At 67.4% G+C, this 19205-nt stretch carries 13 protein-coding genes; 5 read left to right on the top strand and 8 right to left on the bottom strand.

Annotated features, from left to right (window positions below; all coding sequences use genetic code 11):
- Positions 1–456: 456 nt before the first annotated feature.
- Complete coding sequence (locus HCH03_RS09405; protein ID WP_368042442.1) at positions 457–1119, bottom strand: TetR family transcriptional regulator; 663 nt, start codon at positions 1117–1119, stop codon at positions 457–459.
- 216 nt (positions 1120–1335) lie between these two features.
- Here HCH03_RS09405 and HCH03_RS09400 point away from each other — a divergent pair, with 216 nt between their 5' ends.
- The gene (locus HCH03_RS09400; protein WP_221689286.1) at positions 1336–3309 is read left to right on the top strand and encodes an MDR family MFS transporter; all 1974 of its coding nucleotides are present in this window, start codon (positions 1336–1338) and stop codon (positions 3307–3309) included.
- Between the two features lie 286 nt (positions 3310–3595).
- On the opposite strand, the gene HCH03_RS09395 is transcribed toward HCH03_RS09400, so the two are convergent.
- From HCH03_RS09395 to HCH03_RS09375, 5 genes are all read right to left on the bottom strand, one after another.
- Positions 3596–5338 (bottom strand): ABC transporter ATP-binding protein, encoded by a 1743-nt coding sequence (locus tag HCH03_RS09395; protein WP_221689285.1) that lies wholly within the window; start codon positions 5336–5338, stop codon positions 3596–3598.
- Entirely contained in the window at positions 5328–7148 is a 1821-nt protein-coding gene (locus tag HCH03_RS09390; protein WP_221689316.1) for an ABC transporter ATP-binding protein, read from the bottom strand. The genes HCH03_RS09395 and HCH03_RS09390 overlap by 11 nt, the downstream gene beginning before the upstream one ends.
- Positions 7149–7339: 191 nt before the next feature.
- Complete coding sequence (locus HCH03_RS09385; RefSeq protein ID WP_221689284.1) at positions 7340–7963, bottom strand: MptD family putative ECF transporter S component; 624 nt, start codon at positions 7961–7963, stop codon at positions 7340–7342.
- Between the two features lie 46 nt (positions 7964–8009).
- The gene (locus HCH03_RS09380) at positions 8010–9539 is read right to left on the bottom strand and encodes an ABC transporter ATP-binding protein (RefSeq protein WP_368042441.1); all 1530 of its coding nucleotides are present in this window, start codon (positions 9537–9539) and stop codon (positions 8010–8012) included.
- 32 nt (positions 9540–9571) lie between these two features.
- Positions 9572–10357 (bottom strand): energy-coupling factor transporter transmembrane protein EcfT, encoded by a 786-nt coding sequence (locus tag HCH03_RS09375; protein WP_368042440.1) that lies wholly within the window; start codon positions 10355–10357, stop codon positions 9572–9574.
- Positions 10358–10512: 155 nt separating this feature from the next.
- On the opposite strand from HCH03_RS09375, the gene HCH03_RS09370 reads away from it, so the two are divergent.
- The 3 genes from HCH03_RS09370 (at position 10513) to HCH03_RS09360 (ending at position 13701) form a co-directional block, all read left to right on the top strand.
- A complete protein-coding gene (locus HCH03_RS09370) occupies positions 10513–11529 on the top strand; it encodes a helix-turn-helix domain-containing protein (RefSeq protein WP_221689281.1) in 1017 nt (338 codons plus the stop codon).
- Positions 11530–11610: 81 nt separating this feature from the next.
- Positions 11611–12138, top strand: coding sequence for a PadR family transcriptional regulator (locus HCH03_RS09365; protein WP_221689280.1), 528 nt, complete (start codon positions 11611–11613; stop codon positions 12136–12138).
- 120 nt (positions 12139–12258) lie between these two features.
- Positions 12259–13701, top strand: coding sequence for an MFS transporter (locus tag HCH03_RS09360; protein ID WP_221689279.1), 1443 nt, complete (start codon positions 12259–12261; stop codon positions 13699–13701).
- Here the strand turns inward: HCH03_RS09360 and recN are convergent.
- Entirely contained in the window at positions 13698–15398 is a 1701-nt protein-coding gene (recN, locus tag HCH03_RS09355; protein ID WP_221689278.1) for a DNA repair protein RecN, read from the bottom strand. The genes HCH03_RS09360 and recN overlap by 4 nt on opposite strands.
- A 317-nt stretch (positions 15399–15715) precedes the next feature.
- Here recN and HCH03_RS09350 point away from each other — a divergent pair, with 317 nt between their 5' ends.
- Positions 15716–17029: an MFS transporter gene (locus tag HCH03_RS09350; protein ID WP_246599912.1), complete on the top strand. Its 1314-nt coding sequence runs from the start codon at positions 15716–15718 to the stop codon at positions 17027–17029.
- Between the two features lie 25 nt (positions 17030–17054).
- Here HCH03_RS09350 and HCH03_RS16400 read toward each other — a convergent pair whose 3' ends face one another.
- Complete coding sequence (locus HCH03_RS16400; protein WP_246599911.1) at positions 17055–19169, bottom strand: leucine-rich repeat domain-containing protein; 2115 nt, start codon at positions 19167–19169, stop codon at positions 17055–17057.
- Between the last annotated feature and the right edge of the window lie 36 nt (positions 19170–19205).

The raw sequence follows: 19205 nt of genomic DNA, 5'->3' as shown, positions 1-19205 counted from the left end.
CATCGAAGGACAGGTCTTTTGACCTGCGGTGCCACCTTCACAGTTGATTCTGCATTGCAGAACCCTCTCACGAACATGCCAACACATGTTCTGCCCTTAACGCAGGCTCACGGTCCAGATACTCGGTTGTCGTCCGCTGCGCCGAGCGCCGCGACCGCCAACCTTTCCCCTTTCCCTCGGCGATCCATTTACCATCCGGCTTCCTGCGGGAATCTCAGCTGCGCCCGCTCTCTGTGAGTGCCCTTGATGGCTTGACTTTCGCCTCATCGGTTTCAAGGTATTAAGTTGTGGCCCGTACTTTAGCACACGAGAGCGGGATGCTGTCAAGAACTTTTTTCGACGCAACTCCCAACGCGACCCTCGGACGCGACGCGCCAACCGCGGCGCAACGCCCTATCGCGGCACGTCGGCTGCAAAACGAATCAGCCACCAAAACGCAGCCGTCGTCGCAGGTCGTCACAAGACGCGGTCGTCGCCCGCCGAGAGGTACGCCATGATGAGCCGACGGGTTTCGGCGGCCGTCGGGGCAGCCTCGCCGCACACGTGCAGCATGGAGCGCGTGCGCGCCAAGCCGATGGCGGTGGACGACGCCACGAGCGCCTCCTCCTCCACCGAGGCACCTGCCAGCATGCGGCGCTCGGGGCGTTCGTCCAGATACGAGCGCAGGGCGGCGGCGATGGAGCGCTGCACGGCCAGCAGGTCGCGCTGCCCGTGGAAGAACAGCTGCGGCATGGAACGCAACGCCTCGCGGCGCAGGTTCTCGATCTCCTCGTCCACGCCCGAGGTGACGGTCGTGCTCACCACCCCGACCAGCACGTCGAGATAGCACACTTCGTCGTGCTCCTCGAGTATCTCCACCAAGCGCTCGTCGTCGGGAAACGCGTCGAGCCGGCCCACGATGACCGCGGCTTTCGACGGGAAGTAGTTGAAGAACGTCTTCTTGGATATCTCGGCGCGCGCGCAGATGTCCTCCACGGTGACGCCGTCGTAGCCACGCTCGATGACCAGCTCCAGCGCGGCGCGCTCCACCGCAAGGCGCGCCTTGAGCTTCTTGCGGTACCGCAAGCCTTCCTGCGACGGGTTTTCCTCCGTTGACGTTTGCCCTTGCTCCAATTCCACGATGCGCGCGACCTTTCAGATCAATGATGTGCGATTTCCGTGCAGCGTACCACAACTTTTGTTACGATCCCTTTTCATTTACCGAATGAATATTTATACTGGGTGTAAATCAAGTCAATCGGATGCGAACCGAGCGTCTTCGTGGACGGGCTGCGAGCGGCCTTTCTCGAAGGCGCTTTTGTTCGCGGCATCGAAGCATCAGGAGGAAGCACCTACATGGGTCTTACGCGCAAACAAATCATCATGCTGGCCGTGCTCGTGTTCGGCACGTTCGTCACCGTGCTCAATCAGACCGTCGTGGCTCCGGCCCTGCCGTCGGTCATGACGGAAATGAGCGTGGACGCCTCCACCGCCCAGTGGCTCACCACCGGATTCACCCTGGTGAACGCCATCATGATCCCCATCACGGCGTTCCTCACCGACCGCTTCACCACCAAGCGCCTGTTCCTGGTGTCCATGGTCGTGTTCACCCTGGGCAGCTTCCTGGCGGGCTGGGGGCCGAACTTCGCCGTGCTGCTGCTCGGCCGCCTCGTGCAGGCCGCCGGCGCCGGCATCCTCATGCCGCTCGTGATGACCGTGCTCATGTGGACGTTCCCCGTAAGCAAGCGCGGCACCGCCATGGGCCTGTTCGGCATCGTCATCGCGTTCGGCCCGGCCATCGGCCCCACGGTTGCCGGCGTCATCATCGACCGCTACACCTGGCATGACATGTTCTACATCATCACGGCGCTGTCGGCCCTCGTGGTTGTCATCGGCGCGTTCGTGCTGCAAAAGGGCGGCGAAACGAAGAAGGACGTCACGCTCGACGTGCCCTCCGTCGTCCTGTCGTCGTTCGGCTTCGGCGGCCTGCTGTACGGCCTGTCCACCATCGGCTCGTTCGGCCTGCGCGTCGACGCCATCGTCGGCACGCTCGTGGGCGTGGTGGCGCTCGTGTTCTTCTTCCGCCGCCAGCTGAAGATGGAGAAGCCCATGCTGCAGGTGCGCGTGCTGCAGAACCGCAAGTTCCTGGTGGCCACCATCATCGGCATGCTCGTGCAGGGCGCGCTCCTCGCCGCCGGCATCTTGGTGCCCATCTACCTGCAGTCGCTCATGGGTTACTCGGCCACCATCTCGGGCCTGGTGCTCCTGCCCGGCGCCATCGTCATGGGCGCCATGGGTCCCATCGCCGGGCGCCTGTTCGACAAGCACGGCCCGCGCGTGCTCAGCCTCATAGGCATGGGCGTGCTCACCGTGACCACGTTCTGCTTCGCGTTCCTGGGCACCGGAACGGGCATTCTCACGCTCACCGTGCTCTACACCGTGCGCCTGTTCTCGCTGTCGCTGGTCAACATGCCCATCACCACCTGGGGCATGAACGCGCTCGACAACGAGCTGGTGAACCACGGAACGTCGGTCAACAACACGTTCCGTCAGGTGGCGGGTTCGCTCGGCACCGCCATCATCGTGTCGGCGTCCACCATCGCCACGAATATGAGCACCGAGAGCATGGGGTCGCTGCAAGCCAGCATCTTCGGCATCGACGTGGCGTTCGCGCTGGCCGGCGTGCTGTGCCTCATCGGGTTCGTGATGGTGGTGGCGCTGGTGAAGAACAAGCCGGGCGAGGCCGCCGAGAAGGACAAGGACAACACGCGCCGCACGGTGCTGGAGTCCATCATGAAGCGCGACGTGTTCACGCTGCCGTCGAACGCGACCGTGGCCGAGGCCATGCATCTTCTGGTGGACAAGCACATCAGCGCCGCGCCCCTCGTGAACGATCAAGGCCAGGCCGTGGGCTTCATATCGGACGGCGACATCATGCGCTACCTGTCGAAGCGCTCGCAGATGATCATGGACCCGGTGGTCATGATCATGCAGACCGTGGACGCCGACGTGGACAACAAGGACTTCGCCCGCAAGCTCGATGCGCTCATGGGTATGCCGGCCACCAGCATCGGTTCGAAGGGCATCATCGGCGTGGACGTGCACGCCGACTTGCCCGAAGTGTGCCGCGTGCTGGGCGAGAACCACTTGAAGAAGGTGCCCGTGCTGGACGAGGGCCAGGTGGTGGGCGTGATCAACCGTTCCGACATCACCCACTTCTCCATGGAGAAGTATCTGGAGGAGCGCGAGGCCGAGGGCGTGTCGAAGCTCGAGCGCGCCGAGGAAGCCGCCGCGCTCCCCGACGACGAGGCCGTGGCATCGTCCATCTAGCGAACTGAGTTGGAGCCCCCTACATGCAAGGCGGCGGCCGGTTTCGGCCGCCGCCTTTTTCGTTCCCCGCACGCCCGGTTTCGCAAGGGCGATCGGTCGATCCCGACTCCATGCTCGCATTCGAGGGTCAACGCACTCGAAGGGGGTTCTTCATGAGGGAACACCGGCTATACGCTGCCTAGTTCGGTGAGCGTGCGCCTGGGAAGTGCAGACGGCCGAGAACTGGTCGCCGGCACGGACTACACCTACAACGCTGCCGCCGGCGTCGTAGGGTGCATATCGCCGCTTACGATGCCAGCGACCACCCGGCGGTTTCGGTTTGCAGCTCCACCATGCGGCGGTACAAGCCACCTTCGCGCGCCATGAGCTCATCCGGCGAGCCTTCCTCCGCCACACGGCCTTCCTTCAGCACCACGACCTTGTCGGCGTTCGCCACGGTGCGCATGCGGTGCGCGATCACGAGCACGGTCTTGCCCGCAAGAAGCCGCGAGAGCGCCGTCTGCACCTGTGTCTCGTTCTCAACGTCGAGCGAGGCCGTGGCCTCATCCAACAGCACGATGGGCGCGTCCTTCAAGATGGCGCGGGCGATGGAGATGCGCTGGCGCTCGCCACCCGAAAGACGGCTTCCGTTCTCGCCGATGGGCGTGTCGTAGCCCTGCGGCATGCGCAGCACGAACTCGTCGCAGTTCGCGGCGTGGGCAGCGGCGAGAACCTCCTCGTCGGAAGCGCCGGCCCGACCGAGCCGGATATTGCCCATCACCGTATCGTCGAACAACACCACGTCCTGGAACACCTCGGCGTAGTCTGCCAAGAGCGCCTCCGGTTCCACGCCCGCAACGTCCACGCCTCCCACGCGCACCTGCCCCGCATCGGCATCCCAGAAGCGAGCAGCCAGCTTGGCCACGGTGGACTTGCCTCCGCCGCTGGGCCCCACCAATGCCGTCACTTCGCCTTCGCGGGCAGTGAACGTCACGTCGCTCAGCACGCGCTCGCCGTCGCCGTAAGAGAACGACACGCCTTCGAAAGCCAGGTCGTGACCCGCCGGCTTGAATTCGGTCGCACCTGCTTGCACAGGCTCGTCCTCAATAGCCTGCAGCCGAGCGATGTTCAGGCGCAAGTCCAGCAACTCGATGATAGTCTGCAGGATGACGTTCACCGGATCGTACACGCGCGTGACCGCCAGCAGGAAGCAGAAGAACACCATGAAGTCCACCTGCCCGTCCGCAATGAGCACCGCACCGACCAGCACCGTGGTGCCGATGCCGAGCCGCAGAAGCGCCTGGGCCGACGACGCGCTCACGCCGGCAGTCAGCTCCGCCTTGATCTTCGCATGCTCGAAGGCGTCTACCCGCTCGCCCACGCGCCCGAGAAACGCCGGAACCTGGTTCGTGGCGCGGATCTCGCGGGCGCATTCCAGGTACTCCTGGATGCCGTCGGCAAGCTCGAGGTTCGCCTCGTTGCGGGCGCGTCCCGCCGCTTGCTGAAGTCGCGTGGTGGACAGCAGCACCGCTATCGCCACCGGGATAGGCCACAGCGCCGCCAGCGCCAGACGCCAGTCGAATGCGAGCAGGCAAACAGCCACCACCGCCGTCGAGATGGCCGCACCGAACAGCTGCGGCATGACATGAGAGAACATGCGCTCGTGGTCGGCGCAGTCCTTCATGACCGCGCTCGTGAGATCGGACAGGTCGCGCTGTCCGAAGAACGACAACGGCAACTGCCGCAGCTTCTCGGCCAGGCCGATGCGCTTGCGAGCGCTTTCGTTGTATACCACGTTGTAGGTTCTGTCGTACTCGAGATTCTGCGTGAGCAGCATGATGGCGAGCACCACAACGATGGCCAGGAGGTACGCTCCGATCTCCGGCAACGGTTGCGACGGGTCGGTCAAGTGGGACACGAACGCGCCCGTAACCGCGAACAGCACGCCGATGGGCGCCATGAGCACGACGTTGGCCAACGCCGCGGCCCCCACGCCGCGCTTGAAATCGCGCGCGCCCTGTTCAGTCAGTGCGAACTTATCACGCAGCATGGGTGTCGCTCCTTTCGATCCTCCACGTTACCGACGTGCGGTAATCGTCCCACATCTTCGCATACGGGCCGCCGGCCGCAACCAGCTCGTCGTGTCGCCCGCGCTCTACCACCCGGCCCCCGTTCAACACGCATATGACGTCGGCGCCTGTGACGGTGGATAGCCGGTGCGCGATCATGAGCACCGTCTTGCCCTCGCAAAGCCTCGCCAAGGCGCGCTGGATGAGCGCCTCGTTCTCCGGGTCGGCGAATGCCGTGGCCTCGTCGAGCACCACGATAGGAGCGTCCTTCAGGATGGCGCGGGCGAGCGCGATGCGCTGGCACTCGCCACCCGAGAGGTACACGCCCTTCGCACCTACCTGCGTGTCCAAACCTTCGGGGAACTTCACCATGATGTCATCGCACTGCGCGGCGTGGGCTGCGGCTTCCACCTGTGCGCGCGTGGCGCCCGGACGCGCGGCGCGGATGTTCTCCAAAAGCGACGCCTTGAACAGGCGGTCGTTTTGGAACACGAAGGCCACCTGCGCCATGAGCTCGGAGGCGGGGATGTCGCGCACGTCCACCCCGCCCACGCTCACGCTTCCCGAACCCACGTCCCAGAAGCGGGGGACCAGGCTGGCGGCCGTCGTCTTGCCTCCGCCCGAGGGTCCCACGAGCGCTACCGTGGAGCCGGCGGGCACCTCCAAGCTCATATCCACCAGCGCGTCTCCCGAAGCGCCAGGGTACGCGAAGCCCACATGCTCGAAGGAGATCGAGGCATCGCGCGGATGCTTGGCCTGCGCCGCCGACGGCTCCGCCAGCGGCCTTGTCGCGAGTATCTCGTCGATGCGGCGCACAGAGTCCTGCGCCATCATCACGGCCTCGCTCGCGTACATCACCTTCGTCATCATGGTGGTAGTGATGGCCGAGAACACCGCGTAGAACAGGAAGTCCGTCAGAAACGCTGCGAAATCGCCCGCCGCATGCGCCAGGAGGATGCCCGCGGGCACGAGCACGGCGAACGTGCCGTTGATGGCAACGAGCTGAACAACCTGAGGGCGCTGGCACGACTTCGAGTACTGGCAGGCCATGTCACGGTAGCTCATGATAGCCTCGGAGAACGCGCGGAACGAATGCACCGTCTGCTGGAACACCTTCACCAAGGGGATGCCGCGCACGTATTCCACAGCCGCCTTGTTCATGCGGTTGAGCGCGTCTTGGTAGAGCATCATGAACGGCATGCCGTCGTTTTTCGTCCGGCGCCCCATCATCCACCACATCATGAGCGCCGAGATGGCAATGGGAACGAGGCACACGAGTCCCATGACCCAGTCGAACGCGAACATGACCGCCACGAACGCCACCGGGGTGACGAGCGATCCCACGAAGTCGGGCAGCTTGTGCGCAAGCACGTCCTCGGTCTGGCCGGCGCAGCCGTCCACCACGCGCCGCAGATGTCCCGAGGCGTGGGAGTCGAAGTAGCCGAGCGGCACGCGGCTCAGGTGGCCGAGCGCCTGCTTGCGCATGTTCGCCGCCGTGCGGAACGCCGCCAGGTGGGTGCACATGAGCGCCGCGAAGTACACGAACAGGCCCGTTGCCGAGAACGCGAACGCAAGCCAACCCCAGAAGGCAAGCCCCTCCGCAGAGCTCCAGTTGGGAGCTGCGGCCACGAGGTCGCGCAGCACGAACCACACGCACACCAAGGGCATGACCACGAAGATGCCGTTTACGCCCGCGAGCACGCACCCCAGGACCGCGAGCTTCTTGCGCGAGCCCGCGAACCCGAGCAGTCGCCCGACGGCCTCTTTGGGGCTAGGCGGCGCCACGGGCATCGCCCCGTCAACCGCCGGCGCGCACCCGCTCTCCGCCCCCGCCGCGGCGGGGGCGCCCGCCAGCGGAGTCGTCCCATCGGAGCCGGCGGTTCCATACGGCGCGCCGGCTGCCGTTGTTGCTTCTGCCATCATACTTCCTTTCTTTCTTCGAACGCAGACTGCCGAGACCGCGTCGGCTCACCTCGATGCGCCTAGGCGCCCATACGCGCGAAATGCTTCTTGAACACGCGCTCTCCTAAAAGACCGCCGACGATGGGACCCGCCACGGCAGCTGCAAGCGCCACCAGGGCGAGCGGACCGTACATGAAATCCACGAGCTGCTGGCCGTACTCGGCCGTCATACCCGAGGCCACAACCATGTCCACGTACGCCTGGCCCGTGAGGTAGATAAGCGAGACGTGCCCCGCCCAGAAGCACACGACGAAGGCGACGAACGCCGCCACACGGCGAAAGGCGGTACGCTTGCCCGGCGCGCCCAACACGAGCTCGGCCGCCACACCGCCAAGGGCGATGCCCAGAGGACCTGTCCAGAACATACCCATCACCAGGCCGAGAAGCGCCACCAGCAGGCACATGAGCGCCATCGCGCCGCGTTTGGGAACACGGGCCAGCACATACGTCCACACGATGCCGGCCGGAACAGCGCCCACCCCATGGGTGAACCATGACGTGGTGGCACTGAGGGAGCACACTATCGAGAAGACCATGAACACCGCGAACAGAAGCACGCCGAATACGGCGAGCACCACGTAGTCGCGACCGGTAAGCCGGGTGCCGCGGGCGAGCGTGCGCCCTTTCGTTGCTGTCGATTCCATACAAGAACTCCTTTCGTCGGAAGTAATGCCGAAACGCGCGAGCTCATCACCCGTCGAAGCCGAGCATGCGGCGCACGGCGGGCAGGTTCGCTCGCGCAAGCGGCTCCTGGACGCTCACACGGCCATCGGCCACCACGGCCACCTCGTCACATGCGGCGACGATGAACTCGTAGTCGTGCGTGATCACCGTCACGCACGTGCCGCCATCGCGCACGCGCGCAAGCTCCCTGGCCACGGCCTGCATGTTGGCGAAATCGAGCCCGCTCGTGGGCTCGTCCAGCACCAAAACGCGGGCCCCCTGCAGCACCCCGGCCGCAATGGCCAATCGCTGGCGCTCGCCGCCCGAGAGCGACAGCGGATGCCGATCGGCCAAATGCGCCAGGCCGAAACGGTCGAGCGCCTCGCTGGCCGCCGCCCGCGCCGCCTTGCCGCGGCCGAGGCAGCGGGCCGCGGCCGCTTCCAGCTCGCATGCGGCCGTATGGGCGAACAGCTGGTAGCCCGGCTCCTGCATCACCAGGAACGCCCGGCCAGCCCGTCTGCGATACGGCACCGATCGGCCCCCGAACGCCACCTGTCCCGCGCGCTCGCGATGCAACCCGGCCAGGCAGCACGCAAGCGTCGACTTCCCCGCGCCGTTGCCTCCCACCAAAGCCGCGACACGCCGAGGCGCGAACACGCCGGCGGCCCCGCGCAGCACATCGCCGCCGCGACGATAGCCCGCACGAAGGCCGCTGAACGAGAGCGCTGCAGCGGAGGCGGCGTTCGGAGCGAGCAAGGGAGCGGCGGGGTCCTGTCCGGCCGTCGACGCGTCTTCGGCGCAGGCATCCTCGATGCGCCAGGCCCGCAGGCCCATCCGATGAAGCTCGCGCGCGGGCAGGCGCTCGAATTCCGCAGCCGCCCAGTCGTGGGCGATGCGCCCGTTCTCCATATGCACCACCCGATCGGCTATCCCCCGCAGCCACCACAGCCGATGCTCGGAGACGATCACCGTGCGCCCCAGTTCTTTCAGACGCCGAACGAGGCGCGCGAGGGCGCGCATGGAAGCCACATCGAGTGCGGCCGTGGGCTCGTCGAGAGCGAACACCTCCGGGCCCAGCGCATGCACCGACGCAAGGGCCACCATCTGGCGCTGACCTCCAGAAAGCTTCCTGATGTCACGGTCGAGCAGATGGGAGATGCCCAGGTCGGCCGCGGCGCTGCGAACGCGAAGGTGGATCTCATCGTGCGGCAGGCCCGCGTTCTCGCACCCGAAGGCGATCTCGGAGGTGGTGTCCAGGTTGAAGAACTGGCTGCGCGGATTCTGGAACACGGAGCCCACGCGCAGCGAGAGCCCCTCGATGCCCAAGTCGGCTGCATCCTGCCCCAGCACGCGCACCGTACCGGAAAGCTCACCGTCGTAGGCTTGGGGCGCCAGCCCGTTCACGAGGCGCATGAGCGTGGTCTTCCCGCAACCGGAACAACCCGTCACCGCCACGCACTGCCCTCGCGCGACGGACAGGTTCACACCCTTCAACACCGGCTCGAACAGGTTTCCTTCCGCATCGGCATAGGAGAACGCCGCTCCATGGAATTCCACGGCCACGCCATCGCGCAGCCTTTGCGACGCCGTCATGCCAGCACTCCCGCGCCCAGCGCCACGGACACGCCCGCAAGCGCGACGAAGTACGCAAGCAGCAACGCGTCAGCCGCGCCGATGCGCAGCTCGTAGTAGCTCGTGCGCCGATTCGGCGCGTCGATGCCGCGCACGGCCGCCGCGTTCGCCAGCTCGTCGGCCACGATACCCACGCGTCCCACCACCGGCACCAGCAGGTTCTCGACCACCTGCACGGGATGTCGCAAAACGCGTGCCGGCGAGAGCGCGATGCCGCGCACCTTCATGGCATCAAGCACCGCACCGAACTCCTGGCCGAGCGTGGGGGCGAAGCGCAGCATCACGCACAGCGCCGCCGACACCCGCTTCGGCAGACCGAGGCGCTGCAAGCTGTAGGCGAGCTCCCCGGTGCGCGTGGTGCCCACCATGTTCGCAGCCATCATGAAGGCGCACAGCATGCGGCGCAGCATCGCGAACGAGGCGCCCATGGCCATGAGCACCACGCCGGAGTGCGCGCACAGCCAGCAGAGGACGAACAGCGCCGCCCAGGCCGCTGCCCAGCGCAGAGCCGAGGAGGGCCGCTCGCACCAGATGCCGGCGAGCACGCACCCGCCCACCGCCGCCAACTCAACCGCCACCGAAGCGGAAGCGAACGTGGACAGGCCGATCAACAGAATGCAAACCAACGAGACCCGGGGATCGATGCGGTGCGCGGGCGGTACTGCCGCAGCCCCGTCGCCGGTCCGCTCCGACGCTTTCGCGGCGTAGACGTCCCCGCCGCCCGCATGCAACGACCCCGTCACGCCCGCGGCTTTCAAAGCGGCGGTGCAGGCGAATGGCGACGCTGCGTTCGCGCCATGGGCAGACGGTTCCCCCGAGGCCCTGTTTGTAGTAGTATTGTTATCCATGGTTAACTATGCTAGCGTCCATCGGGGTAACGGGAAGGAGGAAGGCGCCTATGCGCAATCCCGCCGAAAACTTCAAGAATCGCGCCGAAACGGCCCCCGGGACCGGCGGGGCCATCGACGCGCTGTTCGAGCCACAGGTACGGCAGCTCGGCGGCGTGCTGGTCGATGCGGCCGCACACGGGCGGCAAGGACTCCTGTGGCTGATCGATCCGGCAGTCGGCAAGGGCTCCTTCTGGTACTTCCCCATCGGCGACCGCCTAGCGGTAGGCGCGTTCGACTTTGCGCTTCGCGAGGAGGGAGGATTCTTCTGCGACGCGGCCGATTGCTTTTACTTCGGTTCCTACAACCAGGGAATGCTTCCCTACTTGGGCATCGAACCGGCACTACCCGACCGCACCGTGGTGGGGCACGCTTGGAAGCGTGTCCCCTACCATCAGCGGGTGCAGGGCGGGGTGAGGCTGGAAGAGACGTTCGTCATGCTCTTGCCCGAGGCGCTGCGGGACGTCAGTCTGCGGCTGCACTGCGACCCCGTGGTGCTGAGCGCGGCGATCGCCGCGCTCGACGGCACGTCCTGCCCCGCCAGGCTGCCTTCCCTGCTCGACGACATGCGGCGGGCCCGACCGAGCGCCGTCGTGGCGGAGGCGTTCTACGAGAGCAAGGTGGTGGAAGCGTGCGCGCTCATCGTGGACTGGCGGCTCGCATGCGGTCGCGCGCCCAGCGCGCTCTCGGCAGACGATGTCGCCGCGGTGGCGGTTGCCCAGCACCTCATCCAGCAAGACCTCGCGCGCCCCGTCACCACCGAGGAGCTCTGCCGCGCGACTTGCGTGGGAACGAGCAAGCTCATCGAGTTGTTCAGGCTATCCTGCGGCATGACGCCGCAGGAGTACGCGCGCGATGTGCGCATGCATCACGCCTGCGAGCTGCTTGAGACCACCGACCTGTCTCTGGCCGAAATCGCCGCACGCGTGGGTTATTCCCGTCAGGGCAGCTTCTCCGAAGCGTTTCGCGCCCGGTGCGGCCTCCCGCCCCGAGAGTGGCGTGCGAGCGCTCGCACCCTCCGTCGGTGAGGTCTCTGCGGGCTCCTCTTGCGTTTTATACTATCAGTGATAGTATATCTCTTGCCAGCGAGAACCGAAAGGGACCGGAAAATGGCCAGCCATTCGATCGAGATCATGATTTTGGGCGCGCTCATCGAGCGGCCCATGAGCGCGTACGAGATGGACAAGACGATGGAGCAGCGCAACGTCCGGCGCTGGATACGCATCAGCTCGCCCTCGGTGTACCGCAACCTCCTTCGCCTGTGCGACGAGGGCTGCGCCGACGGCACGGTCGTCAAGGAAGGCGAGATGCCCGAGAAGACGGTGTACACCATCACCGACAAGGGCCGCGAGCGGTTCGCCGAGCTCATGAACGAGGCGGCGGCGCTGCCCGCGCGAGTGGACTTCGGCTTCCTCCCCATCTTGGCGAACATCACCCTAGTGAGCGAGGACACGGGGCGCGCCCTGATCGACGAGCTGATCGAGACGCACCTGGGCACGGCTCAGCGCGTCGACGGCATGGTCCCCTCTTACGACCGTATCGAGGCGCGGGCGACCATGGAGCTGTGCTCCTCCACGTATCGCCTGGTGGCAGAACATCTGGAACGGTTCAAGGAAGGCCTTTACGGCAAGCCTTGAGGTAGACCTTGCCCCTTGCGCTGTGCGACGGAAAGGGACACGACGATGGAAACCGGTTCGCCCGGTTTCTTTTTTCGGTAGTAACTATCACTGATAGTAGTATTTTAGATAGGAGATAACATGGACACGTACGAGAAACCCTTTCCCACGGGCGCCGTGCTGGCAGGCCTCGCTTTGAGCCTGTTCATGGCGGCCCTCGACGCCACCATCGTGAGCACGGCCATGCCGCGCATCGCGGGAAGCCTGAACAGCTTCGACCACTACACGTGGCCCTTCACCACCTACCTGCTCACCTGCACGCTGGCCACCCTGCTGTGCGGGGCATGCTCGGCCCGGTTCGGGCACAAGAGGGTGTTCGCCTGCGGCATCACCGTGTTCGCCGTCGCCTCGGCCTGCTGCGCGCTGTCGAGCAGCTTGGACGTGCTCTCGGCGTGGCGCGCCGTGCAGGGCATAGGCGGCGGCTTGGTGGAGGCGGGCGTGTTCATTGCCATGGCCGAGCTGTTCGAGCCGCGCGTGCGCGGGAAGTACATGGGCATCCTCTCGTCCATGTACGGCTTGGCCAGCGTCGCGGGGCCCCTTGCGGGCGGTCTCATCGCCGATTTGGCCGGCTGGCATTGGATATTCCTTATCAACCTGCCCCTGAGCGTGGTCGCGCTCGTGCTGGTGGTGCGATTCCTTCCGGGAAAGCAGGCGCACGCGTCGCGCTCGTTCGATGTTTCGGGCGCCGTGTGCGCAACGGGCGTCGTCGTTCCGCTGACGCTCGCGTTCAGCCTGACGGGAAGCGCCTTCTCCTGGTGGTCCGCGCCGTTCTTCGGCCTGCTCGGGCTGGCCGGCGTCATGGTGCTCGTGCTCGCGCTGGTTGAGCGCAACCGCGAGCACGCCATCGTCCCCGTGTCGTTTTTCAGACGGGCGCAGATGAACGGGGCGATAGCGCTGGGGTTCTGCGCCCAGTTCGTCCTGCTCGTGGGCGTGATGTTCGTACCCCGGTTCGTACAGGAGGGGCTCGGCCTGTCGTCGACCGCCTCGGCGCTGGCCACCATTCCCCTGACGCTCGCGCTGGTGGTGGGGAGCACGCTGGCGGGGCGGGTATTCGGCGCGAACGGGAGGATGCGCTCCATCAGCCGCATCGGGTTCGTGGTGCTGGGCGCCGGAGCGCTGTTGCTGTGCCTGGTCACCCGTACCACCGGCACGGTGCAGCTCGCGTGCTCGTCAGCCGTGCTCGGATTCGGCATCGGGGCGAACATGCCCATGACGAACATCGCGGCGCAGACCGCCGTGGAACCGCGCGACATGGGGAAAGCCACTTCTTTGTCGCTGTTCTTCCGCGGGCTGGGCGGCACCGTGGGGTCGGCCGCCTGCGGCGCGGTGGCCGGCGCATCGTTCGTGGACAACGCCCTGCCCGTGTTCGCCCTGTGCATCGCCGCGGCCGCCGTGGGCGTCGCGATGTCGTGGACGCTTCCCCGTCATATCGAGCGGAGGGGCGCGCCGCAAGGGACGCCGAACCGGGCAGACGGACCGACGCGAGCATGCGAAGCCGTGCAACCGGCGGAAGGCGCAAACTAGTCGCGTTTCGCGGCTTCCAGCATCTCGCGGGCGTGGGCCAGGGAGGTTTCGGTGGCGTCGCCGGAGAGCATGCGGGCGATCTCGGCGGGGCGCTCGTCTGCGCAAAGGCGGCTCAGGTCGGTTTCGGGCATGCCGCCCTCGCCTTCGACCTTGCGCACGACGTAGTGGGCCTCGCCGCGCACGGCAACCTGCGCCAGATGCGTGACCACGATCACCTGGTGCGTGCGCGCGAGATCGGCCAGCACCTCGGCCAAGGCCACGGCGGTCGAACCGCCCACGCCGGCGTCCACCTCGTCGAACACGAGCGTGTCCACGTCGTCGGTGGAGCCCAGCACCACCTTGATGGCCAGCATGACGCGGCTCACCTCGCCGCCCGACGCGATGCGCGCCAACGGGCGCGCCTGCATGCCGGCGCCGGGCCGGAACAGGAACTCCACGGCCGAGGGGCCCGTCTTCGTCCACTGCGCGCGCTCGAGGGGAGCGAGCTCGCACACGAGCTGGGCCCCTCCCATCTCCAAGCGGTCCATCTGCGCCCCCACCGCGTCGGCGAAGCGGGGAGCGGCCTCGGCGCGGGCGGCGTCGAGCGCGCGGGCGGCGTCGGCGAGCGCGTCCTCCGCCGCGCGGGCGGCCTCTTGTGCCGCTCGTTCGCGCTCGGCGGCGTCGTCCACGAGCGACACGAGGTCGGCAGCCTCGGCGCGACGTTCCAGCACGTCGTCCATGCGGGGGCCGTACGCGCGCATGAGCCCCTGCAGCGCGGCCATGCGCTCCTGCTGCTGCGCGAGCGTTTCGGGGTCGAACTCCACCTTGTCGCGGTAATCGCGCGTTTCGCGCGCCACGTCCTCCAGCACGTAGCCCACCTCGCGCAGAGAGTCCGCGTAGGCGCCGAGCGACGAGTCGAAGCGCGCGCCTCCGTCGAGGGCCGACACGGCGCCGTTGAGGGCGTCGATGGCGCCGTCCTCCCCCGCGAGCGCCTCATGGGCCGCGTTCGCGGCCGTTGCCAGCGCTTCGGCGTGCTCGACCTTCGCCAGATCGGCCGCGAGCTCGTCGTACTCGCCTTCGCGCGGGTCGACCGCGTCGATGCGGGAGAGCGTGAACCGGGCTTCGTCCAGCTTCGCCGAAGACGCCTCGCCGGCCTCGCGCACGCGCGCAAGCTCCGCAGCGGCGGCAGCGGCTGCGGCGAACGCCTCCTCGTATGCGGCGCGCACCTCGGCCACGGCGTCGCCGGCCCAGGCGTCGAGCATGCGCACGTGCACGGCGGGCTTCATGAGCTGCTGGTGCTCGTGCTGGCCGCACAGGTCGATGGTGGGGGCGACGGCGCGCGCGAGCTCCCCCACGCTCGCCATGCGCCCGTCGAGCGTGACGCGCGAGCGGCCGTCGACCGTGACCCGGCGCGCGACCACGAGCTCGACGTCGACCGCGCCCGAGTCGGCTTCCGACCACCCGGCATCGTCCGCCTCGACCCCCTCGGCGACCGCAGCGGGGGACGCGCCGTAGAACCGACCCGACACCGAGAGCGCCTCTTCGCCGTCGCGCACGGCCTCCTTGTCGGCGCGCGCGCCCATGAGCAGCTTCAACGCCGAGAGCAGCGCCGTTTTGCCCGCGCCGGTCTCGCCCGTGAGCACGGTCAGGCCCCGTGCCGGCTCGAGCGCCGCCTCGCGGATCAGCGCAAGGTTCTCAACCTGGATCTCATCGATCATCGCGCACCTCTCTTGCCTGCAAAACAGCTTCGAGCTATCAAGTATACCAGCGCCGCCGAACGCGTGAAAGGCGATTCGGGCAACCGTGCGAACCTTGCGCAAACCCAACGCCCCTCGAGCGATCCTCCGACGCTCGACGCTTTTCCGCGCCGGCACAGGGTGCGTCGAGTCCGTATTGCACAGCGGATTTTCCTTGTTTCGGCCCCCCGCAACCAATAATTGCGGCGTTTGCCTATTGGAATCGGTGGAGGAAACCGCGCCGCAACCTCATTGTGGTTTATATCGAAAGAGAACCGAGAACCGCAAGGAGCGCCAACATGAGCATGAACCTTGAAAGCAACGATTGCGCCCCGGCCGTCGCCGTGGGCGGACGCCCGCTGCCGCGCCGGTGGCTGGCCGTGGTGGCGGCCGTGTGGGTGGGCTTCGCCTTCACCAGCTTCGCCAGCATGGCCGCGAACTACGCCGCCGTTTGGTACGTCACGGAGTCGACGGGCAGCCCGCTCGCTCTCGCCTTCGTGTACGTGTGCGCCTTCCTGCCCGTGGGCCTGCTGTCGCCTTTGGGCGGCGTGGTGGCCGACCGCTTCAACCGCAAGCGCGTCATCATCGTATGCGACCTGTTCATAGCCGCCGTGGCGCTCAGTATGGGCACGTGCATCGCGCTCGGGCACGTGTCGCTCGAGCTCATCTTGGTTCTGGTGTGCGCATGCGGGGTGGGCCAGGCGTTCCGCACTCCCTCGTTCAATTCCGCCATGCCGCTCATGGTGCCCGAGAAGCACCTGCTGCGCATCAACATGCTGGACAACCTGCTGGGCAGCTTCTCCATGATAGCCGCTCCGGCGCTCGGCATCTTCCTGTACACGACCATCGGCTTTCAAGCCGTGCTGTTCCTGAACGCCTTCGGCGCGCTGGCCTCGGTGGCCGCCATGCTGTTCGCCCGCATCCCCACCGTCGTGTCCGAGGAGACCGCCAGCCAGAGCGCTCGGCAAAACGTCGTGGAAGGATGGCGCGCGCTCGTTACCAACAAAGGGCTGCTCGCGCTCGTGCTCGCCGTGGTGCTGGGCATGATGGCCTACGGGCCCATCGACTCCCTGCTGCCGCTCATGGTGGCGTCGCATTTCGGCGGCGACGGCTATCTGGCCTCGCTGGTCACCGCCGTGTTCGGCATCGGCATGCTGGCGGGCTCGCTCGCGCTCATGGCACGCGGCGACGCCAGCCGGCTGACGCGCGTCATCGTGGTGGCGGCGCTCGTCGTGGGCGCGGCCACCACCGTGGGCGGCCTGCTGCCGTCCGGGTTGTTCCCGGCGTTCGTGGCGGCCATGGGCATCATGGCCGTGGCGTGCGCCTGGTTCAACGGGCCGCTCATGACGCTTCTGCAGAAGAACGTGGCCGAGGACAAGCTCGGGCGCGTGATGGGATTGCTGTCCGCACTCATGGGGCTGGGCATACCGCTGGGAACCGCGCTGGGCGGCGCCTTGGCGGAGGGCATCGGCGTGACGAGCTTTTTCGTGGTCGACGGCTTGTTCATCTTGGGAATCGGCATCGTGGCGGGCCTGCTTCCCAGCGTGAGGGCGCTCGACGCCGCAGGGACTGGCGACGGCGAGCAGAAGACGGCACTCCCCGTTGCGGAATAGTTGGGGACGCGGCGCGCGAACGGTGTTACAGCGCGAACCGTTCGCGAGCGGACGGGGCGCCGCCTTCTCGGCTGGAAGAGGCGGTTCGCTTGCGATGCTCCTCCATGAGGTAGATCACGCAGTCGGTGCGGTTGGCGGCCCGCAAGAGCTCTATCTGCCGGTCGAACGTGCGCTCGTCGATGAAGCCGGCGTCCACGAGCGTCTCCACCAGGGCGCGATCGCCCTCGCGCGCCACGCGCTCCTGCGCCTCGCGCTCGTGCTCGCGCAGATAGCCCACGAGCGCCGCCTGCGTTTCCGAAGTCAAACGATACGGTACGGCCAGGCGGTGCAGCACGGCGCCCAGCCGGTCGGGCAGGTTCTTGCCCGACCGCAACAGCTCGTCGTAATGCTCGAAGTCGAACGGAACAAGCAGGCTCGCATCTTCCCATACCGACGCCTTTTCCTCCGGCGTCGCTCCCTCTTCACCCCCGAAAGCAGGGTGCGCGGCTGCCGCGTCCGGGCGATTGTTCGCCACGGCCCCTTCCCCACCGCCCGAGGACGCCGCGTCCAACGGCTCGCCCACGAAGCAGCTGAGCAGCTGGTCGGCCGACACGTGCACGACGGATCCCGTATGTTCCAAGCGGCACACGGCGTACTCGAAACCGCCCTCGCCAACGGCGCGCACGCTCGCGGGGATGGGCACCGGGCCCTCCAGCGTGCGCGACCAGAAGCAGTGCGCTCCGATGGAGCGCAGGCCCTCGGGAAGCACGAGGCGTTTCGTACCCCGGCAGGCGTTATCGCGCTCGATGACGCGTACCGTGTCGGGCACGACGAGCGTTTCCGGTGCGAACGGCAGCGCGCGGACGCCAATGCGCACGAGCGGCCGTCCCTCCACCTCGCGCGGCAGCACGAGCGCGTCCTTCGGCGCGGAAGCGGGCTGGGAAGCCGTGCCCGCCGACGAAGCTCCGTCTGCATGCGCCGGCGACCCATCGTCCTCCGCGCCCTGTCCGCGCACCGCCGCCGCGCGGACGGCCGCCTCCACCGCGAACCGCTTCGACACCGAAGTGGGCGCCGGCGGGCCCGCCACGAGCACGGCCCCCTCGTCGTCGAAATCGTACCAGCAGCCGTCGTGCTCCACAGCGCGCGGCCCGGCCAGGCGCACGTCGCGCTTGGCCAGCGCGCGGTGCGCCGCCGTGCGCTGCGGGCAGCGCCATACGGCGTCGTCCCAAGCCTTCGAGTCCACGCGCGCGAGCATTGTCGGAACGTCCACGACCGACGGCGGCTCGCACCCTGCGGCGAATGCGGCCGCGCCCACCCGCTCCACGCCGTCGGGAAGCGCCGCATGAGCCGCATAGGGCGACGCCAGGAACAGCAGCTCGGCTCCCCCGTCGGCGAACAGGCTGCCCGCGCGCGCCGAGAAGCGGGGGTTGCGCACGTCGACGGAGTACGTGCGCCGCGCCAACCGAGGCGACACGCCCGCCAAGTCGCACGGTTGCTCGCCCAGCACCCGCACGCCGCGACCCAGATGGATGCGTTGGGCCGACAACGCCAGGAACGCACCGGCGCCGACGCTCTCCACGGTGTCGGGCACCGCGAGCACGCGCACGCCGACGCCCTGCACGAGCCGTCGGGCGAACGCTTCGGCCGTCACGCGCACGACGGGCACGCCGTCCACGAACGCGGGAAGGCGGACCACAAGGCCGTCGTCCCGCCCCGCCGCCTGAGCGAGCCGATGCAGGTCGACCCCCACGAGCGCGTACCCGTCCTCGTCCTGCCGCACGCGCAGCGCCCCGCGCAAACCGCCGTCCATGCGCCCGGGCGACGCCGCGGCCGCGTCGCCGCGTCGCTGCTCGGCCGCGCGCGCGAGCAGCCGCTCGCGCTCGTCGTCCGCAAGGCCCATGCCCAGCGCGCCGACGACCAGCAGGTCGCCGTCGACCCCGCCCCTGTCGGCCCCTTCTCCGCAGCCGTCCACTTCGACCCGCGTCGACCAGTCCTGATACGGCAGCAGCCGGGGCGACCACACCTCCCCCTCGGCGGCCTTCGCCGCGCGGACCACCTCGACGTCGCGCGCGTCCAAACGGGGAGGATTTTTGCTCACTTGATCAACCGGTATGTCGATATCGGTTGTCGAATCGTAAAACACCAGCATGTTTCCGGTCATAATATTGTGCGACCTCCCAAAACATATCGACAACGT

Source organism: Gordonibacter massiliensis (ex Traore et al. 2017), assembly GCF_019731765.1.
GTDB classification, from domain to species: Bacteria; Actinomycetota; Coriobacteriia; order Coriobacteriales; family Eggerthellaceae; genus Gordonibacter; species Gordonibacter massiliensis.
This window is presented reverse-complemented; position numbering and strand designations above follow the sequence as displayed.

Coding starts and splice junctions, on each gene's coding strand:
- HCH03_RS09385 (WP_221689284.1), bottom strand. CDS start 7,963: ATGGAATCGACAGCAACGAAAGGGCGCACGCTCGCCCGCGGCACCCGG.
- HCH03_RS09350 (WP_246599912.1), top strand. CDS start 15,716: ATGAGCATGAACCTTGAAAGCAACGATTGCGCCCCGGCCGTCGCCGTG.
- recN (WP_221689278.1), bottom strand. CDS start 15,398: ATGATCGATGAGATCCAGGTTGAGAACCTTGCGCTGATCCGCGAGGCG.
- HCH03_RS16400 (WP_246599911.1), bottom strand. CDS start 19,169: ATGACCGGAAACATGCTGGTGTTTTACGATTCGACAACCGATATCGAC.
- HCH03_RS09395 (WP_221689285.1), bottom strand. CDS start 5,338: ATGCTGCGTGATAAGTTCGCACTGACTGAACAGGGCGCGCGCGATTTC.
- HCH03_RS09360 (WP_221689279.1), top strand. CDS start 12,259: ATGGACACGTACGAGAAACCCTTTCCCACGGGCGCCGTGCTGGCAGGC.
- HCH03_RS09400 (WP_221689286.1), top strand. CDS start 1,336: ATGGGTCTTACGCGCAAACAAATCATCATGCTGGCCGTGCTCGTGTTC.
- HCH03_RS09365 (WP_221689280.1), top strand. CDS start 11,611: ATGGCCAGCCATTCGATCGAGATCATGATTTTGGGCGCGCTCATCGAG.
- HCH03_RS09370 (WP_221689281.1), top strand. CDS start 10,513: ATGCGCAATCCCGCCGAAAACTTCAAGAATCGCGCCGAAACGGCCCCC.
- HCH03_RS09390 (WP_221689316.1), bottom strand. CDS start 7,148: ATGCCCGTGGCGCCGCCTAGCCCCAAAGAGGCCGTCGGGCGACTGCTC.